At 74.2% G+C, this 15,881-nt stretch carries 15 protein-coding genes; 5 read left to right on the top strand and 10 right to left on the bottom strand.

Features of this window, described 5'->3' with window-relative positions:
• The 5 genes from ACFOVU_RS17520 to ACFOVU_RS17500 form a co-directional block, all read right to left on the bottom strand.
• Nucleotides 1-522, bottom strand: a 522-nt coding sequence (locus tag ACFOVU_RS17520; RefSeq protein ID WP_378534965.1) for a DUF7144 family membrane protein, incomplete at its 3' end; no start/stop codon positions are given.
• A 168-nt stretch (nt 523-690) separates the two neighbouring features.
• Nucleotides 691-1,377, bottom strand: coding sequence for a GAP family protein (locus ACFOVU_RS17515; protein ID WP_378534963.1), 687 nt, complete (start codon nt 1,375-1,377; stop codon nt 691-693).
• 209 nt (nt 1,378-1,586) lie between these two features.
• Nucleotides 1,587-1,862 (bottom strand): DUF397 domain-containing protein, encoded by a 276-nt coding sequence (locus ACFOVU_RS17510; protein ID WP_378534961.1) that lies wholly within the window; start codon nt 1,860-1,862, stop codon nt 1,587-1,589.
• Nucleotides 1,859-2,743, bottom strand: coding sequence for a helix-turn-helix domain-containing protein (locus ACFOVU_RS17505; RefSeq protein ID WP_378534959.1), 885 nt, complete (start codon nt 2,741-2,743; stop codon nt 1,859-1,861). The genes ACFOVU_RS17510 and ACFOVU_RS17505 overlap by 4 nt, the downstream gene beginning before the upstream one ends.
• 192 nt (nt 2,744-2,935) lie before the next feature.
• Nucleotides 2,936-3,964: an SMP-30/gluconolactonase/LRE family protein gene (locus ACFOVU_RS17500; protein WP_378534957.1), complete on the bottom strand. Its 1,029-nt coding sequence runs from the start codon at nt 3,962-3,964 to the stop codon at nt 2,936-2,938.
• Nucleotides 3,965-4,192: 228 nt separating this feature from the next.
• On the opposite strand from ACFOVU_RS17500, the gene ACFOVU_RS17495 reads away from it, so the two are divergent.
• Entirely contained in the window at nt 4,193-4,522 is a 330-nt protein-coding gene (locus ACFOVU_RS17495; RefSeq protein ID WP_378534955.1) for a hypothetical protein, read from the top strand.
• A 6-nt stretch (nt 4,523-4,528) separates the two neighbouring features.
• Here the strand turns inward: ACFOVU_RS17495 and ACFOVU_RS17490 are convergent, their stop codons facing one another.
• On the bottom strand, nt 4,529-5,980 hold the full coding sequence (locus ACFOVU_RS17490) for an MFS transporter (RefSeq protein ID WP_378534953.1): 1,452 nt from the start codon (nt 5,978-5,980) through the stop codon (nt 4,529-4,531).
• 471 nt (nt 5,981-6,451) lie between these two features.
• Between ACFOVU_RS17490 and ACFOVU_RS17485 the strand changes: the two genes are divergently transcribed.
• Nucleotides 6,452-7,060, top strand: a complete 609-nt coding sequence (locus ACFOVU_RS17485) for an AAA family ATPase (protein WP_378534951.1) — start codon at nt 6,452-6,454, stop codon at nt 7,058-7,060.
• A 30-nt stretch (nt 7,061-7,090) separates the two neighbouring features.
• A complete protein-coding gene (locus ACFOVU_RS17480) occupies nt 7,091-7,216 on the top strand; it encodes a hypothetical protein (protein WP_378534949.1) in 126 nt (41 codons plus the stop codon).
• 169 nt (nt 7,217-7,385) lie between these two features.
• On the opposite strand, the gene ACFOVU_RS17475 is transcribed toward ACFOVU_RS17480, so the two are convergent.
• Together ACFOVU_RS17475 and ACFOVU_RS17470 are read right to left on the bottom strand one after the other, a co-directional pair.
• Nucleotides 7,386-7,955 carry a hypothetical protein gene (locus tag ACFOVU_RS17475; protein ID WP_378534947.1) on the bottom strand — a complete coding sequence of 190 codons (570 nt, stop codon included), beginning with the start codon at nt 7,953-7,955 and terminating at the stop codon, nt 7,386-7,388.
• Nucleotides 7,956-7,980: 25 nt separating this feature from the next.
• Nucleotides 7,981-9,186 (bottom strand): VLRF1 family aeRF1-type release factor, encoded by a 1,206-nt coding sequence (locus ACFOVU_RS17470; RefSeq protein ID WP_378534945.1) that lies wholly within the window; start codon nt 9,184-9,186, stop codon nt 7,981-7,983.
• A gap of 224 nt (nt 9,187-9,410) precedes the next feature.
• Between ACFOVU_RS17470 and ACFOVU_RS17465 the strand changes: the two genes are divergently transcribed.
• On the top strand, nt 9,411-11,804 hold the full coding sequence (locus ACFOVU_RS17465; RefSeq protein ID WP_378534943.1) for a Tex family protein: 2,394 nt from the start codon (nt 9,411-9,413) through the stop codon (nt 11,802-11,804).
• 414 nt (nt 11,805-12,218) lie between these two features.
• Nucleotides 12,219-13,451: a hypothetical protein gene (locus tag ACFOVU_RS17460; protein ID WP_378534941.1), complete on the top strand. Its 1,233-nt coding sequence runs from the start codon at nt 12,219-12,221 to the stop codon at nt 13,449-13,451.
• A gap of 34 nt (nt 13,452-13,485) precedes the next feature.
• Here ACFOVU_RS17460 and ACFOVU_RS17455 read toward each other — a convergent pair whose 3' ends face one another.
• Entirely contained in the window at nt 13,486-14,442 is a 957-nt protein-coding gene (locus tag ACFOVU_RS17455; RefSeq protein WP_378535137.1) for a fatty acid desaturase family protein, read from the bottom strand.
• 407 nt (nt 14,443-14,849) lie between these two features.
• Nucleotides 14,850-15,872, bottom strand: a complete 1,023-nt coding sequence (gene pdxA / locus ACFOVU_RS17450) for a 4-hydroxythreonine-4-phosphate dehydrogenase PdxA (protein WP_378535135.1) — start codon at nt 15,870-15,872, stop codon at nt 14,850-14,852.
• Between the last annotated feature and the right edge of the window lie 9 nt (nt 15,873-15,881).

The following is a 15,881-nucleotide window of genomic DNA, read 5'->3' as shown; positions in this document are numbered from 1 at the left end:
GGCGTAGGCCGTCTCCTCGGCGGCCCGGCCCGCGGCCTCCCCGCTCTCGGCGGTCCCGCCGCCGGAGGGCACCTCGGCGCCGCGGCCGGCCGCGGTCCGGGCGTCGGTGCGGCCCGCGTCGTAGGCCCCCACCTGGGCGCGGTGGTGCTGCCAGCCCACGGTCATGCCGTAGATGATCACGACGTCAAGGGCGATCGCGACGATCGACCACACCGGATGCATCGCGAGGAACGCCAGTTGCAGGACGGCGTTGATGGCGGCGATCACGACGGCGAAGACGCGCGCCCACATCTGCCCCGACAGCAGGGCGAAACCGGCGACCACGAGGACGACACCCCAGATCGCCAGGATCGCCCCCCACAGCGGGAAGTTCAGGGTCATCATCTGGCCGTTGGGAGCGACGAAGAATTCGGGCCGGAACATCGCCATGATGCCCTGCACGATGTTGATGGCCCCGACGATGAAGAGAATCGTGGCGCCGAAGATTCCCCAGGGATTCGGGTTCGCCTTCGAGCTGTTCATAGCGCATTCCTCTCGGGATGACGGCTGAGGTCGTCCCTTTCCGTCGGTTCCGTCGGCGGTCGAATCCGACCGCACCTCACTAGCCACGAAATCGGGTCGGGCGGGACAAGGAAACAAGAATCCGGCAAAGGCCCGTAAAATCGCCCGGCGCCGAGAGCCGGCCCCGTCTCAGAACAGCGCCCCCAGCGCGAAGGAGAGGAACACGCCGCCGAACACGAACAGCGCGGTCAGGACGATCACGTCGTTGTGGGCGACCAGCCACGCCCGGGCGCCTTGGAGCCGGCTCTCGGCCTTCTCCTCCGGGGCGGCCACGACCATCACCAGCGGCACCGCCAGGCCGATGGAGCCGAGCAGCCCGAGGATGACCGCGTAGCCCACGGCCGCACCCGCGGTCTCGCCGAAGGCGCCCACGGCCGTGCCGGCGCCGACGGCCATCGCGAGGTTCTTCGGGTTCGAGGCCGACAGCAGGAAGCCCAGCTGGGCGGCGCGTCGAGCGCCGGTGTCCTCGATGGTGGCGAGCCAGTCCGGGGTCGCCGGGTCGGAGGCGTCGCCCGCGGCCACGCGCTGCATCAGCATCCGCACCGCCAGCACCACCAGGGCCACGCCGATGATGATCTGGATGACGCCGACCCACCCCGGCGACGTCCCGACCTCGTAGCGGCCGACGCCGATCGACGACACCAGGGCCACCACGAACGCGATGACGGCCATGGTGAGGAACCAGGAACCGACGAAGGCGGCGGCCTTGGCCTGGCCGCCCGCGGACACCAGCAGCCGGCTGACCGCGACGACGGCCAGCGGGGACACGATCAGGCCGAAGGCGAACGGCAGCATCATGGCGAAGGCGTTGGACACGGCGACTCCTCGATCGGGAAACCCGGCGTCATTCCGCCGGGCCCGTCCGGCATTTCGCGACTAGGGGACATCATCGCCGCATTTCTTCCGGGCGCGCGGTCCCATGGGCGGGAATTGGCGTCCCGAAGCGCATATTTTGCGCCCCGGTGACGGTCCCGTGGGCGAGAGGAAAAAAGGGGCGGGGGCGCGGCGGGCCCGTTCCCGGCCGCTCAGCCGCCGCCGCAGCGGCCGCGGGCGGGAACCGGAACGCGGACGAGTTCGGCCAGGAACGCGCGCCATTCGGCGTCGGGGAAGGCGAGGTCGCCCAGATCGGGGTGTTCGGAGTCACGGATCACCGCGCCGGCCAGGGCCGAGGCGCAGGTGGGACCGCACCCCCCGGGTCTGCTGCGGCCGGGCACCGCGGCGGCCGGGATCCGGGCGACCTCCACGCAGTTGATCCCCTGCCCGCTGTGGCTGCTCTTGCGGAACTCCGTGCGCAGCGTCACCGCAGGCGTCCCACCGCGTACAGCGCGTCCTCGATGAGCGCGTCCGACCGCTCCTGGTCGGCCGCCGCCCGTTCGACGACGTCGAAGGTCGCGGTGTAGGGGCGGACGTCGTCCTCGGAGTCCAGGTAGAGCGCCTCGTTCAGGGTCTCCACGCACACGATCGTCGGGTCGGCCGGGTGCGGGAAGCCCAGGATCATGAATGGGGCGGTCAGGGCGGCGTGCGCGCCGACGTCGTAGGTCAGCACGCGCACCTCCACGTTGGGGGTGCGCGCCATGTTCAGCAGGTGGGTGAGCTGGGCGGCCATGACCCGCGGGCCGCCGACGTGGCGGTGCAGCACCGACTCGTCGATGACGGCCTTGAGCCGCACGGGCGTGAAGCGGGTGAGGATCTCCCGGCGGGCCATCCGCGCCTCGACCCGGCGGCGGATGCGGTGGGGGTCGGTCTGGAGCCCGCCGAGGAAGATCGCCTCGGCGTAGGCCGGGGTCTGCAACAGCCCCGGCACGACCTGCGACTCGAAGGAGCGCAGCTCCGCGGCCTCGGCCTCGAGGTCGGGCAGGACCTCGTTCTTGAAGACGTCGCGGTACTTCGCCCACCAGCCCCGTTCGCGGGCGTCGCGGGCGAGGGCGTGCAGGGCCTCGCGGGCCGCGGGATCGTCGATCCCGTAGAGGTCGAGGAGGCCGTCGAGGTCGTCGGGTTTGATCCGCTTGGACTCGGTGGTCTCCATCTTGCTGATTTTGCCCACGCTCCACCGCATGGCGGCGGCGACCTGGGGGGTGGTGAGGCCGGCCGCCGTACGCGCCCGGCGCAGATGGCAGGCGAGCCTGCGCAGCCGGAGCGACGGGCTGTGGGCGGCCGTGCTGACGGCGCTGTCGTGGATCATGCTGTTGTCTTCTCGCGAACGCGGCGCATGCGTGCTTCTGGGGGGATGCACCGCCGACAACCGCGTGGTCACTGGGGTTCTGGGTGATCACGCTACTTCGCGCGCGCCGTCCTGTCCGCTGAACTGCGATTTTCCCGGCCCGCCGGGAGCGGCCGGGAAACGCCCGCGGCGCGGCCGCCGCGGGCCCGGGGGTCACCCCGCTGCGGCGGGCAGGGGCAGCCTCGCGATCGCCGGTTCGGTGAGGCTGCCGAGGTAGAGGCCGCCGTCGTGCTCGCGCACGCCGGTGACCATGGCGAAGGCGTCGCCGGGCCCCTGGAGGTCGGCGACGGTCCGCCCCTCGGCGTCGAGCGCCATCACCCACGCGGTGCGCCCCAGCGCGGGCCGCATCGGTTCGGGCAGGTGCCACGCCACCTTGCGCAGGACCGGTGCGCGGGGCAGCGCCCAGTCCAGGACGCGGCTGCGCGGGGCGGGCAGCGCCATCCAGATCCGGCCGCCGGTCCCCGTGCTCAGGTTGTCGGGCATGCCGGGCAGGTTCTCGGCGAGCAGCTCGGATTCGCCCGCACGGGGCCCCGTCAGCCGGATGCGGCGCACCCGGTAGGCGGTGGTCTCGGCGACCGCCACGAACGACCCGTCGTCGGCGAGCGCGACCCCGTTGGCGAAGTGCAGGCCGTCCAGGAGCACGCTCACCTCTCCGTCCAGTGCGCGGCGCAGCAGGCGGCCGGTGCCCGAGCCCTCGTAGACGTCGCCGAGGAAGTGGCGCAGCGGGAAGCGGCGCGAGGAGTCGCTGAAGTAGACGGTGCCGTCGGGGGCCACCGCGGAGTTGTTGCACAGCCCCACTGTGTGTTCCCGGGTCGCGCCGTCGTCGGCGGCCACCAGCACCTCGGTCTCGGCGCCGTCGGGGGTGATCCGCAGCAGCCCGCGGTCGGCGTCGCAGACGATCAGCCGGCCGTCCCCGGCGATCTCGACCCCCAGCGGGCGCCCGCCGGTCGTGGCGACGGTCTCGGGCGGGGAGCCGTCGGGGCGCAGCCGCAGGATGCGTCCGTCGCCGACCCCCGTGACGACCGACCCGTCCGCCTCGACGGCGACGTCCTCGGGCCCGCTCGCCCCGGCCAGGTCGATCCGGGAGAGCGGGGGCATCGGCGGGGCGCTGCGCGTCCGCGCCGCCCGCGCGGGCGCGGGCGGCGGGGTCCAGGCGACGGGGGCGATGGGCGGGCGGCGCATGGGGATCCTCCGATCGCGCGGGTGCGGGCCCGTTCGGGTGAGCGGCAGCCTATCCCCCGCGCGGTGGCCGTCGGCCCCAACGCGCTCCGGCCGCGAGATGCCCGCCAGTCCGGGATCGCCGTCCCGGGCCGGCCGAAAAATCTCAGCGGAATCACGGGCCCGATCGGCTCCGGGCCGCGGATGTGGGCCACAATGGAAAACGACCGGCGTTAGGAGGCGGTGCATGACATGGACCCGGTGAGCCTGGTGCTCGGGGCCGCCATCGCACTCGGCGGCGTGCTGATCGGCAGGGCGCTGCCCAGGCGCGGCCCCAAACCGCCCCCGCACCCGCCGTCGATCCCGGCCGCGCCCCGCAACCCCCAGCCCATCTGCGGCTGCGGCCACCACCTGGTCTTCCACGACCAGCAGTCCAAGTTGTGCCAGGCACAGGTGGTCATCCCGGGCCGCTGGACCGGGCAGAGCGCCGGGAGCTACCGCCAATGCATGTGCCAGGGCTACCGCGGCCCGGTCCCGGTCGACGAGTACTACGCCCCCGACCTGCTCAACGGCGAGAGCTGAGACGGATCAGGCGGCCGGGCCGACGGCCCCGGCGGGACGCGGATCCGGGGGTTCCTCGGCGAGGCGGGCGGCCTCGCCCATAGTGCCCCAGCACGCGGCCACCGTGACGCCGAGGATCAGCCCGCTCACCGCGAAGGGCAGCGCCAGGTCGACCCGCCCGAGCAGGCCGCCGGCCAGCGCGCCCACGGGGCTCAGCCCCCAGCCGACCATGCGCCGGACCCCCGACGCCCGGCCCCGGAGCTCGTCGGGCACGATCACCTGGAGCAGGCCGGCGACCAGGACGTTCATGACGGCGAGGGCGGTGCCCATCAGGCCCCACACCAGCGCGCCGGTGTAGGGGCCCGGGGCGAAGCCGAGCGCGCAGGACAGGACGGCCATAACGGCTAGGGACGCCCGCAGGACCCGGGCCCGCCCGAACCGCCGGGTGATCCGGGCGACCACCGCTGAGCCGACCAGGGCGCCCACCGCCGACGACGCCATGAACACGCCGTACAGAGCGGGCGGCACCCCGAGCCGCTCCACGACGAACAGCACGAGCACGGCGCTGAACATCTGGAGCCCGAACATGATGCCGGTGTGGAGCAGGACCAGGCGGCGCATGATCCGCACGCCGAAGACGTAGCGGAACCCCTCCGCGATGTCCTGGCCGATGGTGGCCGTGGGGCCTGCGCCGGCGGGGCCGCCGTTGCCAGCCCCGCCGTCTCCAGGGAGGCCGCCCTCAGGGAGGCCGTCGTTGCCGGACCCGCCACCGTCGGGGAGGCCGCTGTTCGCGCCGCCACCGTCGGGGACACCGTCGGCTGGGCCGCCGCCGGCACGGGCGGGCGTGTTCGGCCGGCGTGCCGTCAGGGGGATGGCGACCAGCAGCAGGGCGGCCAGCGCGTAGGTCGCCGACGCCGAGGCGACGGGCAGGACCGCGGCGACCGCGAACAGCAGCCCGGCCATCGGCGCCCCGGCGAAGTCCTCGGCGGCGACCCGGCCGCCCTCCAGGCGGCCGTTGGCGCGGTCCAGGTCCGATCGGTCGACCAGGGCGGGCAGCATGGCGCGAGCGGCGGTGTCGACGACGGTCTCGCACGTCATCACGGTGAACATGGCGATGTAGAGGACCCAGATGCTCCCGTGGCCGGTGGCCAGCAGAACGGCGAGCAGCGCCAGCGCCGCGGAACGCAGCAGGTTGGCGGCGATCATCGCGCGGGCGCGGTCGATCCGGTCCACGACCGCCCCCGCCACGGCGCCGAACAGCAGCCAGGGCAGGAACCGGGCGGCGGTCAGCCCGGAGATGAGCAGCGGATCGGTGGTCAGGAGGGCGGCGATGAGGGGGATCGCGGTGGCCAGCATGCCGTCGGTGAGGCCGACCGTGACGTCGGAGCCCCAGTACCGGTGGAACGCGGGGCCGAGCCGCCCGGGGACGGGACGGTGCGCGCGGGGTTCCGGCGGATCCGCCGGCTCCGCGGGTCTCACGCGGTGCTGGACCGCGGCCGTCCGGAGGCCCCGCCTGGTGGGGCGGCGCACCCGGCGGCGCGCGCCGGGGGAACGCCGCCGGGGGTGACGGTGGGGGCGGCGGTTCGAGCATGGGAGCGGCCGTAGGAGACACAGGCACGGGGGATGCCGGGGCGGTCCCCGGTGTCGGTCGCCATGCCGCGACCCTAGGCCGCGGCCCCCACCCCGGCAACCGGTTTTCCCGCACCCGCCGCGAAGCGTCGCCGGACGTGCACTACGAAGCCGGCGCCCGGCCGAACGGCCGGAGCCGAGCCCTTCTGCGGCCATTCCGCGCGGCTCCGCTCCCCCTGTCCAGCGCCGCTCTGCGACCCGGCCTCCCGAGCGGGGGCCACCCGTGCCCGGCGACCCGCCGTCCCATCCGGGCCGCGGGAGCGGTGCCGGCCCTCGCCACCCGGCCCGGCGGCGGCGCTGCCGGCATGACAACCTGGCGGCATGGATGAGGTCTCCCGGTCGCCGGGCGAGAGCGTCGGCAGGGTGTGGGTGGTCGCCGGGGCGCCCGGGGCGGGAAAGTCGACGGTCGCGGGGCTGCTGCTGTCGCGGCTGCGCCCGGTGCCCGCTCTGCTGGACAAGGACACCCTCTACAGCGGCTTCGTCGCGGAGGTCCTCGCGGCGCACGGGCGGGCCTACGGTGAGCGCGAGGGCGTGTGGTACGACGACCACGTCAAAGTGCACGAGTACGGCGGGATGACGGCCGCGGCGCGCCAGATCCGCGCCCCCGGGTGCCCGGTCATGCCCGTCGCCCCGTTCACCGCCCAGATCCGCGACCCCGGCCGGTGGCGCTCGTGGACGGCGGAGCTGGGCGGGGAGCCGGTCACGCTGGTGTGGGTGCGCAGCGACGCCGACACGCTCAGGGCGCGCCTCGGCACCCGCGGACGCACGCGCGACTCGGGCAAGCTCGACGGGTTCGATGCGTTCCTCGACCGCATGCGCCCGGATGAACCGCCGCCGGTCCCCCACCACGAGATCGACAACCGCTTGGGGGCGCCGCCGCTCGCCGAGCAGATCTCGGCCATGGCCGAGATCTTGCCTGATACGACGTGACACCCCAGGTCGCGGGGGTAGCCGGAGGGCATGGGACTCGGACTCGGGTTGACGGGTGTCATCATCGTCATCCTGCTGGCGGTGGGGATCCCGGCCATCTTCTGGGTGGTCGTGGTGCTGATGCGCCGCGCCTCTAGGCGCTCCTACCGCCGCTGACCGCCAACGGCCCCCGCCGGACGGGCACCGCGTCGCGGTGCCCGTATCCGCATGTGCGGCCGCCGATGCGCGCCGCCCACCGGTCCGCCGTGCCCGGCGCATACGTCCGCCCCCGCTGTCCGCGCCGGCCGGCCGCCCCACTCCGGTCCCACCCGCGCCGGCGAGGCGCTCAGGGTGTGTCGGCCGGCGTGACCTGTTGGAGCAGCCCCCAGGTGAAGTCCGCTACGTGGCTCCGCGGCGGCGCGCCGGGGTGTTCGGGTGCGTCGAAGGACAGCCGCCAGCGTGACGGGGCGGTTCCTTCCAGAGGCCGGGCCGGGCCGAAGGCGCGGGCGACGTCGTCGACGACGCAGGACCAGGGGAGCAGGTCGGCCGTTGTGCGCAGGTGCGGGGGCGCCGATCCGGCGTCGCGGACGAGCCATTCCTGGACGACCGCTCCCCCGGGGACGGTGACGACCTCGAAGCTCAGGCCCGGCCACAGGGCCACGGGCCAGCGGTGTGACCGGCAGGTGAGGTCGCCGACCGCCCGGTCGCGGACCGATGCGGCCGGCCCGAGGACGGCCGCATAGCGCCGCGCACCGCGCGGGGCGCGTGCGGAGTGGGCCATGGCCTGCCAGCGGCGGTTGGCCTCGCGCATCTCGGTCCGTGAGGAGCCCAGGGAGCGGACGGCGTCCTCGACCAGCTCGGGTTGGAAGTCGGCCATCCGGCGGAGCAGGACGAGCTGGAACTCGCGCGGCCCCATCCCCTCCACCGGGCCTCCCCCGCTGTCACCAGCGCAGCATCGCCGCCACGCCGCCGTCCTCGATGAGCGTGTCCGCCGGTCCGGGCGGGAGGACGCTGATGTCGGCCCCGGTGTCGAGGCCGAGTTCGATCATCCGCTCGCCCAGGTCCTGCTCGGGCACCATCTGCGCCCCCGAGGCGCCCGGCGGCGTCTCCCCTTGAGGGTAGTACCAGCCGTCGGGTCCCCGGTGCCCGCTGAGGTGGCGCTCGCCGTCGAGGAAGAGGTGGGCCACCCGGCCCTCGCGGAACGCGCCGAGGGTGTCGCTGAGGCCGACGGTGCCGTGCCCGCCGGCCAGGGCGGCGGAGCGGACCTCGTCGGCGACGGCCTCGCACCTCTCCAGCCGCCGGGCGTGCAGCTCGGGCAGGACGATGGCGGCGATCTCGGGCGCGGTCATGCGCTCCACCACGTGGTCGAGCAGCACGATGTCGCGGTGGCCGTTGACCGTGGCCAGCCCCTTGCGGACGACGTTGATCAGCCGTTTCTCGCCGGTGATCACAACGGTGCCCCAGCCCTGCTCGTCGGCGATGGAGCGGATGCGCGGGCGGACGCCGCCCAGGAAGCGGAGCACCTGGTCCTCCATGCGCCGGTCGAAGCGGTCCTCCCCGCTGTAGGCGCGGGCGGACGGCTCCGACCCCGCCCCGCCGGCGGCCATCGACCGGCGCGAGGGGCGCCAGTCCTCGTTGTCCATCTCGAACCCCATCCGGGTGACCTCGTGGGCCATGCCCAGGCGCAGATCGATAACGCGGACCCCGTCGCGGGAGACGGCGAGGACGCCCGCGGGCCCGTCGGTGGTGAGCGCCGCGGCCAGCGGCCGCAGGTAGGGGCGGTCCTCCAGGCGCGCGCTGTCCTCCAGGGGCACCTGCACGGAGAAGGTGCGCACCTCGTCCCCGCTGACGGAGGCGAACAGGGCGCGGCCCAGGCCCGAGCGGGCGACGTCGAGCATGCCTTCGAATTCGGGGGCGAGCCGCTCCAGCCGGCGCAGGACGGCGTTCTTGCGCTCCCGGTCGCCGTCGTCGGCGGCCTGGTCGCGCAGCGCGTCGATGGCCTGGGCGACCTGGAGGCGCCAGGCCGGGGAGGCCGACGTGTCCCGCGGGTCGGCGGTCGCGTAGACCGACAGGACGCCCATGTCGTCCGTCATGCCGGCAAGGTCCCGCAGCGACGTGTGATCGAGGATCATGATCATCCCGCCCATCGTCGATGTGCTCCTCCCGGCGGACCGGGAGGCGTTCTCTCGTCCTCTCTAACAGCACACCAGCAACAGCATCAATGGCCGGTCGGTATCGGGCCACGGACGGGCCAAGAAGCCGGACGTAGCGGGCCCAAGGCCCCGGCGGCGGGGGTCCGCGGTGTGACAAGCGCGCCCGGCATCAGGACAATGCTTCGACGACCCGGACGCAGAAGGTGGAGCAAGCGACAGTGACGATGTCAATCGACCAGCGGATCGCCGAGGAACTCGGGGTGCGCGAGCAGCAGGTGGCCGCGGCCGTCGGGCTGCTCGACGAAGGGGCGACGGTGCCGTTCATCGCCCGGTACCGCAAGGAGGTGACCGGCACCCTCGACGATGCCCAGTTGCGGACCCTGGAGGAGCGCCTGCGCTACCTGCGGGAGCTGGAGGAGCGCCGCGCGGCGGTCCTGGAGTCGATCCGCTCGCAGGGCAAGCTCGACGACGCCCTGGAGGCCCAGATCAACGCTGCCGACTCCAAGGCCCGGCTGGAGGACATCTACCTGCCCTTCAAGCCCAAGCGCCGGACCAAGGCGCAGATCGCCCGCGAAGCCGGCCTCGAGCCGCTCGCCGACCTGCTGCTGTCGGACCCCGCTCAGGACCCGCAGGCCGCCGCGGCGGCCTACACCGACCCCGAGAAGGGCGTGGCCGACACCGCCGCCGCCCTGGAGGGCGCCCGCTCGATCCTGGTCGAGCGCTTCACCGAGGACGCCGACCTGGTCGGCGAGTTGCGGGAGCGCATGTGGGGGCAGGGCCGGCTGGTGTCGCACGTGCGCGAGGGGCGCGAGGAGGCCGGCGCGAAGTTCGCCGACTACTTCGACTTCACCGAGCCCTTCACCGAACTCCCCTCCCACCGCATCCTCGCGCTGTTCCGCGGGGAGAAGGAGGAGGCGCTGTCGCTGACCCTGGAGCCTGAGGAGCCGGCCGAGCCCGGTACCGAGACGCCCGGGCCCAACCCCTATGAGCGGGGCATCGCCCGGCACTTCGGCATCGCCGACCGGGGCCGCCCCGCCGACCGCTGGCTGCTCGACACCGTGCGGTGGGCGTGGCGCACGCGGGTCTCGGTCCGGCTCGACATCGACCTGCGCATGCGCCTGTGGCAGCGGGCGGAGGACGACGGCGTGGGGGTGTTCGCGGCGAACCTGCGCGACCTGCTGCTCGCCGCGCCCGCCGGCGCCCGCGCGACGCTCGGCCTGGACCCGGGGCTGCGCACCGGCGTGAAGGTGGCCGTGGTCGACGCCACCGGAAAGGTGGTCGCCACCGACACCGTCTACCCGCACGCGCCCGCGCGGCGCTGGGACGAGGCGCTGGCCAAGCTGGGCCGGCTGGCCCGCGAGCACGCGGTCGAGCTGATCGCGATCGGCAACGGCACCGCCTCGCGCGAGACCGACAAGCTCGCCGGTGAGCTGGTGCGCGACCACCCCGAGCTGAAGCTGACCAAGGTCATGGTCTCCGAGGCGGGCGCGTCGGTGTACTCGGCGTCGGCCTACGCCTCCCAGGAGCTCCCGGGGCTGGACGTGTCGCTGCGGGGCGCGGTGTCGATCGCGCGCCGCCTCCAGGACCCCCTGGCCGAGCTGGTGAAGATCGACCCGAAGTCGATCGGGGTCGGCCAGTACCAGCACGACATCTCCGAGACGAAGCTGTCGCGGTCGCTGGACACCGTGGTCGAGGACTGTGTGAACGCGGTGGGGGTGGACGTCAACACCGCCTCGGCCCCGCTGCTGACCCGGGTGTCGGGGATCAGCTCCGGGCTCGCCGAGAACATCGTCGGGCACCGGGACGCCCACGGCCCCTTCCGCTCGCGCGGCGCGCTCAAGGAGGTGCCGCGGCTGGGCCCGAAGGCGTTCGAGCAGTGCGCCGGGTTCCTGCGCATCCCCAACGGCGACGACCCGCTCGACGCCTCGAGCGTGCACCCGGAGTCCTACCCGGTGGTGCGGCGCATCCTCGGCACCGTGGGGACCGACGTGGGGTCGGTGATCGGCAACGGGGCCGTGCTGCGCAGGCTGCGGCCGGCCGACTTCGTCGACGACACCGTGGGCCTGCCCACCGTCACCGACATCCTCGCCGAGCTGGAGAAGCCGGGCCGCGACCCGCGCCCGGCCTTCACCACCGCCTCCTTCAAGGAGGGCGTGGAGACGCTCAACGACCTGGAGAAGGGGATGCTGCTGGAGGGCGTGATCACCAACGTCGCGGCCTTCGGCGCCTTCGTGGACGTGGGCGTGCACCAGGACGGCCTGGTGCACGTCTCGGCGATGTCCAAGAACTTCGTGAAGGACCCCCGGGACGTCGTGAAGCCCGGTGACATCGTGCGGGTGAAGGTGATGGACGTCGACACCTCGCGCAAGCGGATCTCGCTGAGCATGCGCCTGGACGACGAGCCCGAGACCGGGCGCGGCGGCCAGGGCGAGGGTGCGCCGCAGGGCGCCCGGCGCGGCGAGCGGGGCGGAGAACGGGGTGACCGCGGCGGGCGCGGCGGCCGGGACCGGCGCGGTCGCGGCGATGACCGCAATGGCCGCGGCGCCGCCCCCGCCGGAGGGGCGATGGCCGACGCCCTGCGCCGCGCGGGCCTGGACAAGGGCCCCCGCTGAGCCGGCCCGCGCGGGGGGACGGCCCTCCCGCGCGGGCCGCGTTCGGCCGGCGGGGCGGCGGCCGTCCGGCCGACGGTCCGGTGGCACGGCGCGTGCGCGGTGTCCGGGTTGAGTACCCGTACTCAGGCGGGGCCGGCGTTTCCGCGGTCCAATGGGGGTAGCGGACCCGACCGGCGGGGAGCGGCCCCGGATTCCTCTTCTCCGCCGGCGAAGGAGATCCCGTCCGCACGGACGGGATCGTTCCGTTCCACGGCCCCGCGGCACCCGAGCGGACGGCCGGGGACGGAGCACCGCCCCGCAGCCCTATCCGAGATCCGCGGACCGCCCGTCCCGCCTCCCCGGCCGGCGACGCGGCCGGCACGGATGCGTCCGTCCTCCGGCCCCGGCCGGGGCTTGCACGCAAGGAGTTGTCAGATGACCGACGGAGGAGCCCGGCGGCCCACGCCCACACCCCCGCCCCGCGGCGGCGGCCCGGACGGGGCGCGTGACGGCGCGCTGCGCGGGCTGGTGGAGCGGGGCGTGCTGTCGGCGGAGCAGGCGGCGGTGGTGCGCGAGGCGCTGATCGCCGCGGAGCCCCGCCGGGCGGGGGTGCGCTGGGCGGAGGTCGTCGGCTACCTCGGCGGCGGGCTGGTCTTGGCGGGGGTGTTCGCGCTGGTCGCCACCGCGTGGACGGACCTGGACCGGCCGGCGCAGGTGGTGCTGCTGTCGTTGATCGCCGTCGTGGCGGCGGCCGCGGGCGTGGTGATGGCCGGCGGGCCCCGTGCCCTGTGGGGGCGGGCGGAATCTCCGGCCCGGTCGGCGGGCGCTCCTCCGGAACCGCCCCCCGCACAGCCTCCCGGGGAGCCCCCGGCCGCCCGGCGTCCCGGGGAGCCGTCCCTCGCCGCGCCTGTGGGGCAACCGGTCCCCGCTCTGCCGCCGGCGCCGCGTTCCGTCCGGCTCGCCCGGGGCCACCGGGTCACGGCCGTGCGGCGGCGGATCGCCGGGATGCTGTTCTCGCTGACCGCCGCGGCCACGGCGCTGGCCGTGGGCGTGGGGATCGAGCCCGATTCCCCGATGGTGCCCGGCGCGGCCGGGCTGGCCGTGGCCGCGCTCGCCTACGCGGTGCTGCCTTCGGCCGTGGGCCTGGTGGCGGCGTGGGTGCTGAGCTGGCTGGCGGTGAGCGGCTTCGTGTCGGAGGTCCTCCACCCCGGCGACTCCGACACCGGGGTGGTGCTGGGGCTGTTCCTGGTCGCCCTGGGGGTGGTGTGGGCCGTGCTCGCCGGGGTGGGCGTGCTGGACCATCGGCGGCTGGGGCTCGGCCTGGCGGCCGGGGTGGCGCTGGCGGGCGCGCAGTTCCCGCTGTCGTGGGGCGGGCAGCCGCAGTGGGCCTACGTGCTGACCCTCCTGCTGGCCGCCGCCTGCCTGGCCTACTACCGGTGGGAGCGGGCCGGGGTGCTGCTGGTGTTCGGCATCGTGGGCGTCACGGTCGCGGTGCCGGAGATGGTCTGGGACCTCACCAACGGGGCGATCGCGGTGTCCGCGGTGCTGCTGCTGGCGGGGGCGGTCCTCCTCGCGGCGAGCTGGATCGGGGTCCGGATGCACCGCGGCGGAACGGGGGCCGACACTTCAGGCCCCGAGGCTGCGGGCCCCGGGGCCGGCCGGTCCTGATCCAGGCCTGTGGGGGCGTGGCGGCCCGCCGGGGTCAGGCCGCCGCGCGGTGCCCGGCCCGCAGCGGCGCGCCGACGCGGTGCATGTGGGTCAGGGCCTCGACGTGGGAGCGGATGAACCCGGTCTCGTGGTAGGGCACCCCGATCTCGGCGCAGTAGTCGCGCACGATGGGCCGCGCCCGGCGCAGGTGGACCGAGGGCATGTTGGGGAACAGGTGGTGCTCGATCTGGTAGTTGAGCCCGCCCAGCGCGACATCGGCGAAGACCCCGCCCTTGACGTTGCGGGAGGTCAGCACCTGCTTGCGCAGGAAGTCGAGGTCGGCCTCCCCGGTGATGGTGGGCATGCCCTTGTGGTTGGGGGCGAAGATGTTGCCCAGGTAGACGCCGAACAGCGCCTGGTGCACGATGAGGAACGCCACCGCCTTGCCGGGCGAGAGCACGAGGAACAGCGCGGCGAGGTAGACCGCGAAGTGGCCGAGCAGCAGGGCCCCTTCGAGCACGCGGTGCTTCATCCACGGCTTGAACAGCGCCAGCACGCTCTGCACGTGCAGGTTCATGCCTTCGAGGGTGAGCAGCGGGTAGAAGAGGAACGCCTGCCAGCGGCCCAGCACGGTCGCGATCCCCTTGGCGTTGTGCGCCTGGTCCTCCGACCACACCAGCAGGTCGGGGGCGACGTCGGGGTCGAGCTCCTCGTGGTTGGGGTTGGCGTGGTGGCGGGTGTGCTTGTCCTGCCACCAGCCGTAGCCCATGCCGATGCCGAGGTTGCCGATGACGCGGCCCAGGGTCTCGCTGGGGCGGCGGGTGCGGAAGATCTGGCGGTGGGCGAGGTCGTGGGCGATGAGGGCGACCTGGCCGAAGAGCACCGCGAGGAAGACGGCCGTGCCCATCTGCCACCAGGAGTCGCCGATGAGGGCGAACGCCGTCCAGCCGCCGATGAAGAGCAGGCCGAGCACGCTCAGCCGCACCGTGTAGTAGCCGGGGCGGCGCCGCATCAGGCCCGCCTCGTTGATCCGCTGGGACAGCCGGGAGAAGTCGCTGCCCCGTCGCGCACCGGCCGGGCGCCCCGCACGGACGGTCGCGGACACCCGTCCCGGTCCTCTGGCGCCGGTGGTTCCCCCACCGGAATTCACACTGGTAGCGGCCATGCCCCGCCCCTCCGATCACACCGCCCGACGGGGCCATCCCGGCGGGACCATGCGGGACCGGATCGGCCGGCCGTCCTCCACACTACCTGCACAAACTCCCATAAGGGTAATATTTCGGACACCGTCCGCGACGTCCGCCGCGGCCCGCCAGCCCAAAGTAGGACCGGCGCCGCAGCGGAGCCATGGCGCGGACTCTCCAGCGACCGGTGGTGCCCGCACCCCCGTAAGGGGCGTAGGGGGCGCCCAGCGGGAGGTCAGCCGCCGTATTCGGCGCGGATGCGGTCGGCGAAGCGGGCGAACTCCGTGCCGTGCAGGAACGCGGACTTCATGGTGCCCGGGTCGGCGGTGCCGCGGCCCGCGATGTCGAACGCCGTGCCGTGGTCGACCGAGGTGCGCAGGATCGGCAGCCCCACGGTCACCGAGATCGTGCCGTCGAAGTCGAAGGTCTTCGCCGCGATGTGCCCCTGGTCGTGGTACTGCGACAGCACGCCGTCGTAGCGGTCCTGGAGCAGCTGGTGGAAGACCGAGTCGGCGGGGACCGGGCCGGTGACGTCGGCGCCCGTTGCGCGTGCCCGCTCCACCGCGGGGGCCAGGTGCTCGATCTCCTCGTCGCCGAAGGCGCCGTTCTCCCCGCCGTGGGGGTTGATGGCGGCGACCGCCAGGCGGGGGCTGTCGTGGCCGAACACGCGCAGAGCGGTCAGCGCCTCCTCGATGCAGGCCACCTGCTGGTCGGCGCTCACCTGGTCCAGGGCCCGGCGCAGCGACACGTGCCGGGTGGCGAAGAAGATCTTCTTGCCGCGCACCACGAACATGGTGTTCTGCCGGGTCACCCCGGTCAGCGCGCCCAGCATCTCGGTGTGGCCGAGGTGCTCACTGCCCGCCGCCCAGATGGCCTCCTTGTTGATGGGGCCGGTGACGATCCCGGCCACGAGCCCGTCCATCGCGGCGCGCGTGGCGACCTCGATGGCGCGGACCGCTGCCGCCCCTGCGCGCTTGTCGACCCTGCCCCACGGCAGCTCGTCCTCGCCGAGCTCGCGGATGTCGAAGCAGTCGATCACGCCGTCCTGCTCGGCCGGCAGGTCCCAGGTGTCCACGGCGCGGATGCGCACGTCCAGGCCGCACACCGCGACCGCGCGGCGCAGCACGGCGGGGTCGGCGACGACCACCCCGCGGGCGGGCGCGCCCGCGCCCACCTCGGCGAGGGTGCGCACGGTGATCTCGGGGCCGATGCCGACCGGGTCACCCACGGTGACGGCCAGGGTCGGGCGTTCAGTCATGGCGGTGTT

Source organism: Nocardiopsis sediminis (assembly GCF_042650565.1).
Classification (GTDB): domain Bacteria; phylum Actinomycetota; class Actinomycetes; order Streptosporangiales; family Streptosporangiaceae; genus Nocardiopsis_B; species Nocardiopsis_B sediminis.
The sequence above is the reverse complement of the archived record's forward strand: the minus strand, read 5'-3'. Positions and strand labels throughout refer to the sequence as shown.

What these genes read in the sequence shown, in the direction of transcription:
- ACFOVU_RS17500 (WP_378534957.1), bottom strand. Translation starts at nt 3,964, where the DNA reads ATGCGCCGCCCGCCCATCGCCCCCGTCGCCTGGACCCCGCCGCCCGCG.
- ACFOVU_RS17455 (WP_378535137.1), bottom strand. Translation starts at nt 14,442, where the DNA reads ATGCGGCGCCGCCCCGGCTACTACACGGTGCGGCTGAGCGTGCTCGGC.
- ACFOVU_RS17485 (WP_378534951.1), top strand. Translation starts at nt 6,452, where the DNA reads ATGGATGAGGTCTCCCGGTCGCCGGGCGAGAGCGTCGGCAGGGTGTGG.
- ACFOVU_RS17470 (WP_378534945.1), bottom strand. Translation starts at nt 9,186, where the DNA reads ATGGGCGGGATGATCATGATCCTCGATCACACGTCGCTGCGGGACCTT.
- pdxA (WP_378535135.1), bottom strand. Translation starts at nt 15,872, where the DNA reads ATGACTGAACGCCCGACCCTGGCCGTCACCGTGGGTGACCCGGTCGGC.
- ACFOVU_RS17505 (WP_378534959.1), bottom strand. Translation starts at nt 2,743, where the DNA reads ATGATCCACGACAGCGCCGTCAGCACGGCCGCCCACAGCCCGTCGCTC.
- ACFOVU_RS17480 (WP_378534949.1), top strand. Translation starts at nt 7,091, where the DNA reads ATGGGACTCGGACTCGGGTTGACGGGTGTCATCATCGTCATCCTGCTG.
- ACFOVU_RS17475 (WP_378534947.1), bottom strand. Translation starts at nt 7,955, where the DNA reads ATGGGGCCGCGCGAGTTCCAGCTCGTCCTGCTCCGCCGGATGGCCGAC.
- ACFOVU_RS17495 (WP_378534955.1), top strand. Translation starts at nt 4,193, where the DNA reads ATGGACCCGGTGAGCCTGGTGCTCGGGGCCGCCATCGCACTCGGCGGC.
- ACFOVU_RS17460 (WP_378534941.1), top strand. Translation starts at nt 12,219, where the DNA reads ATGACCGACGGAGGAGCCCGGCGGCCCACGCCCACACCCCCGCCCCGC.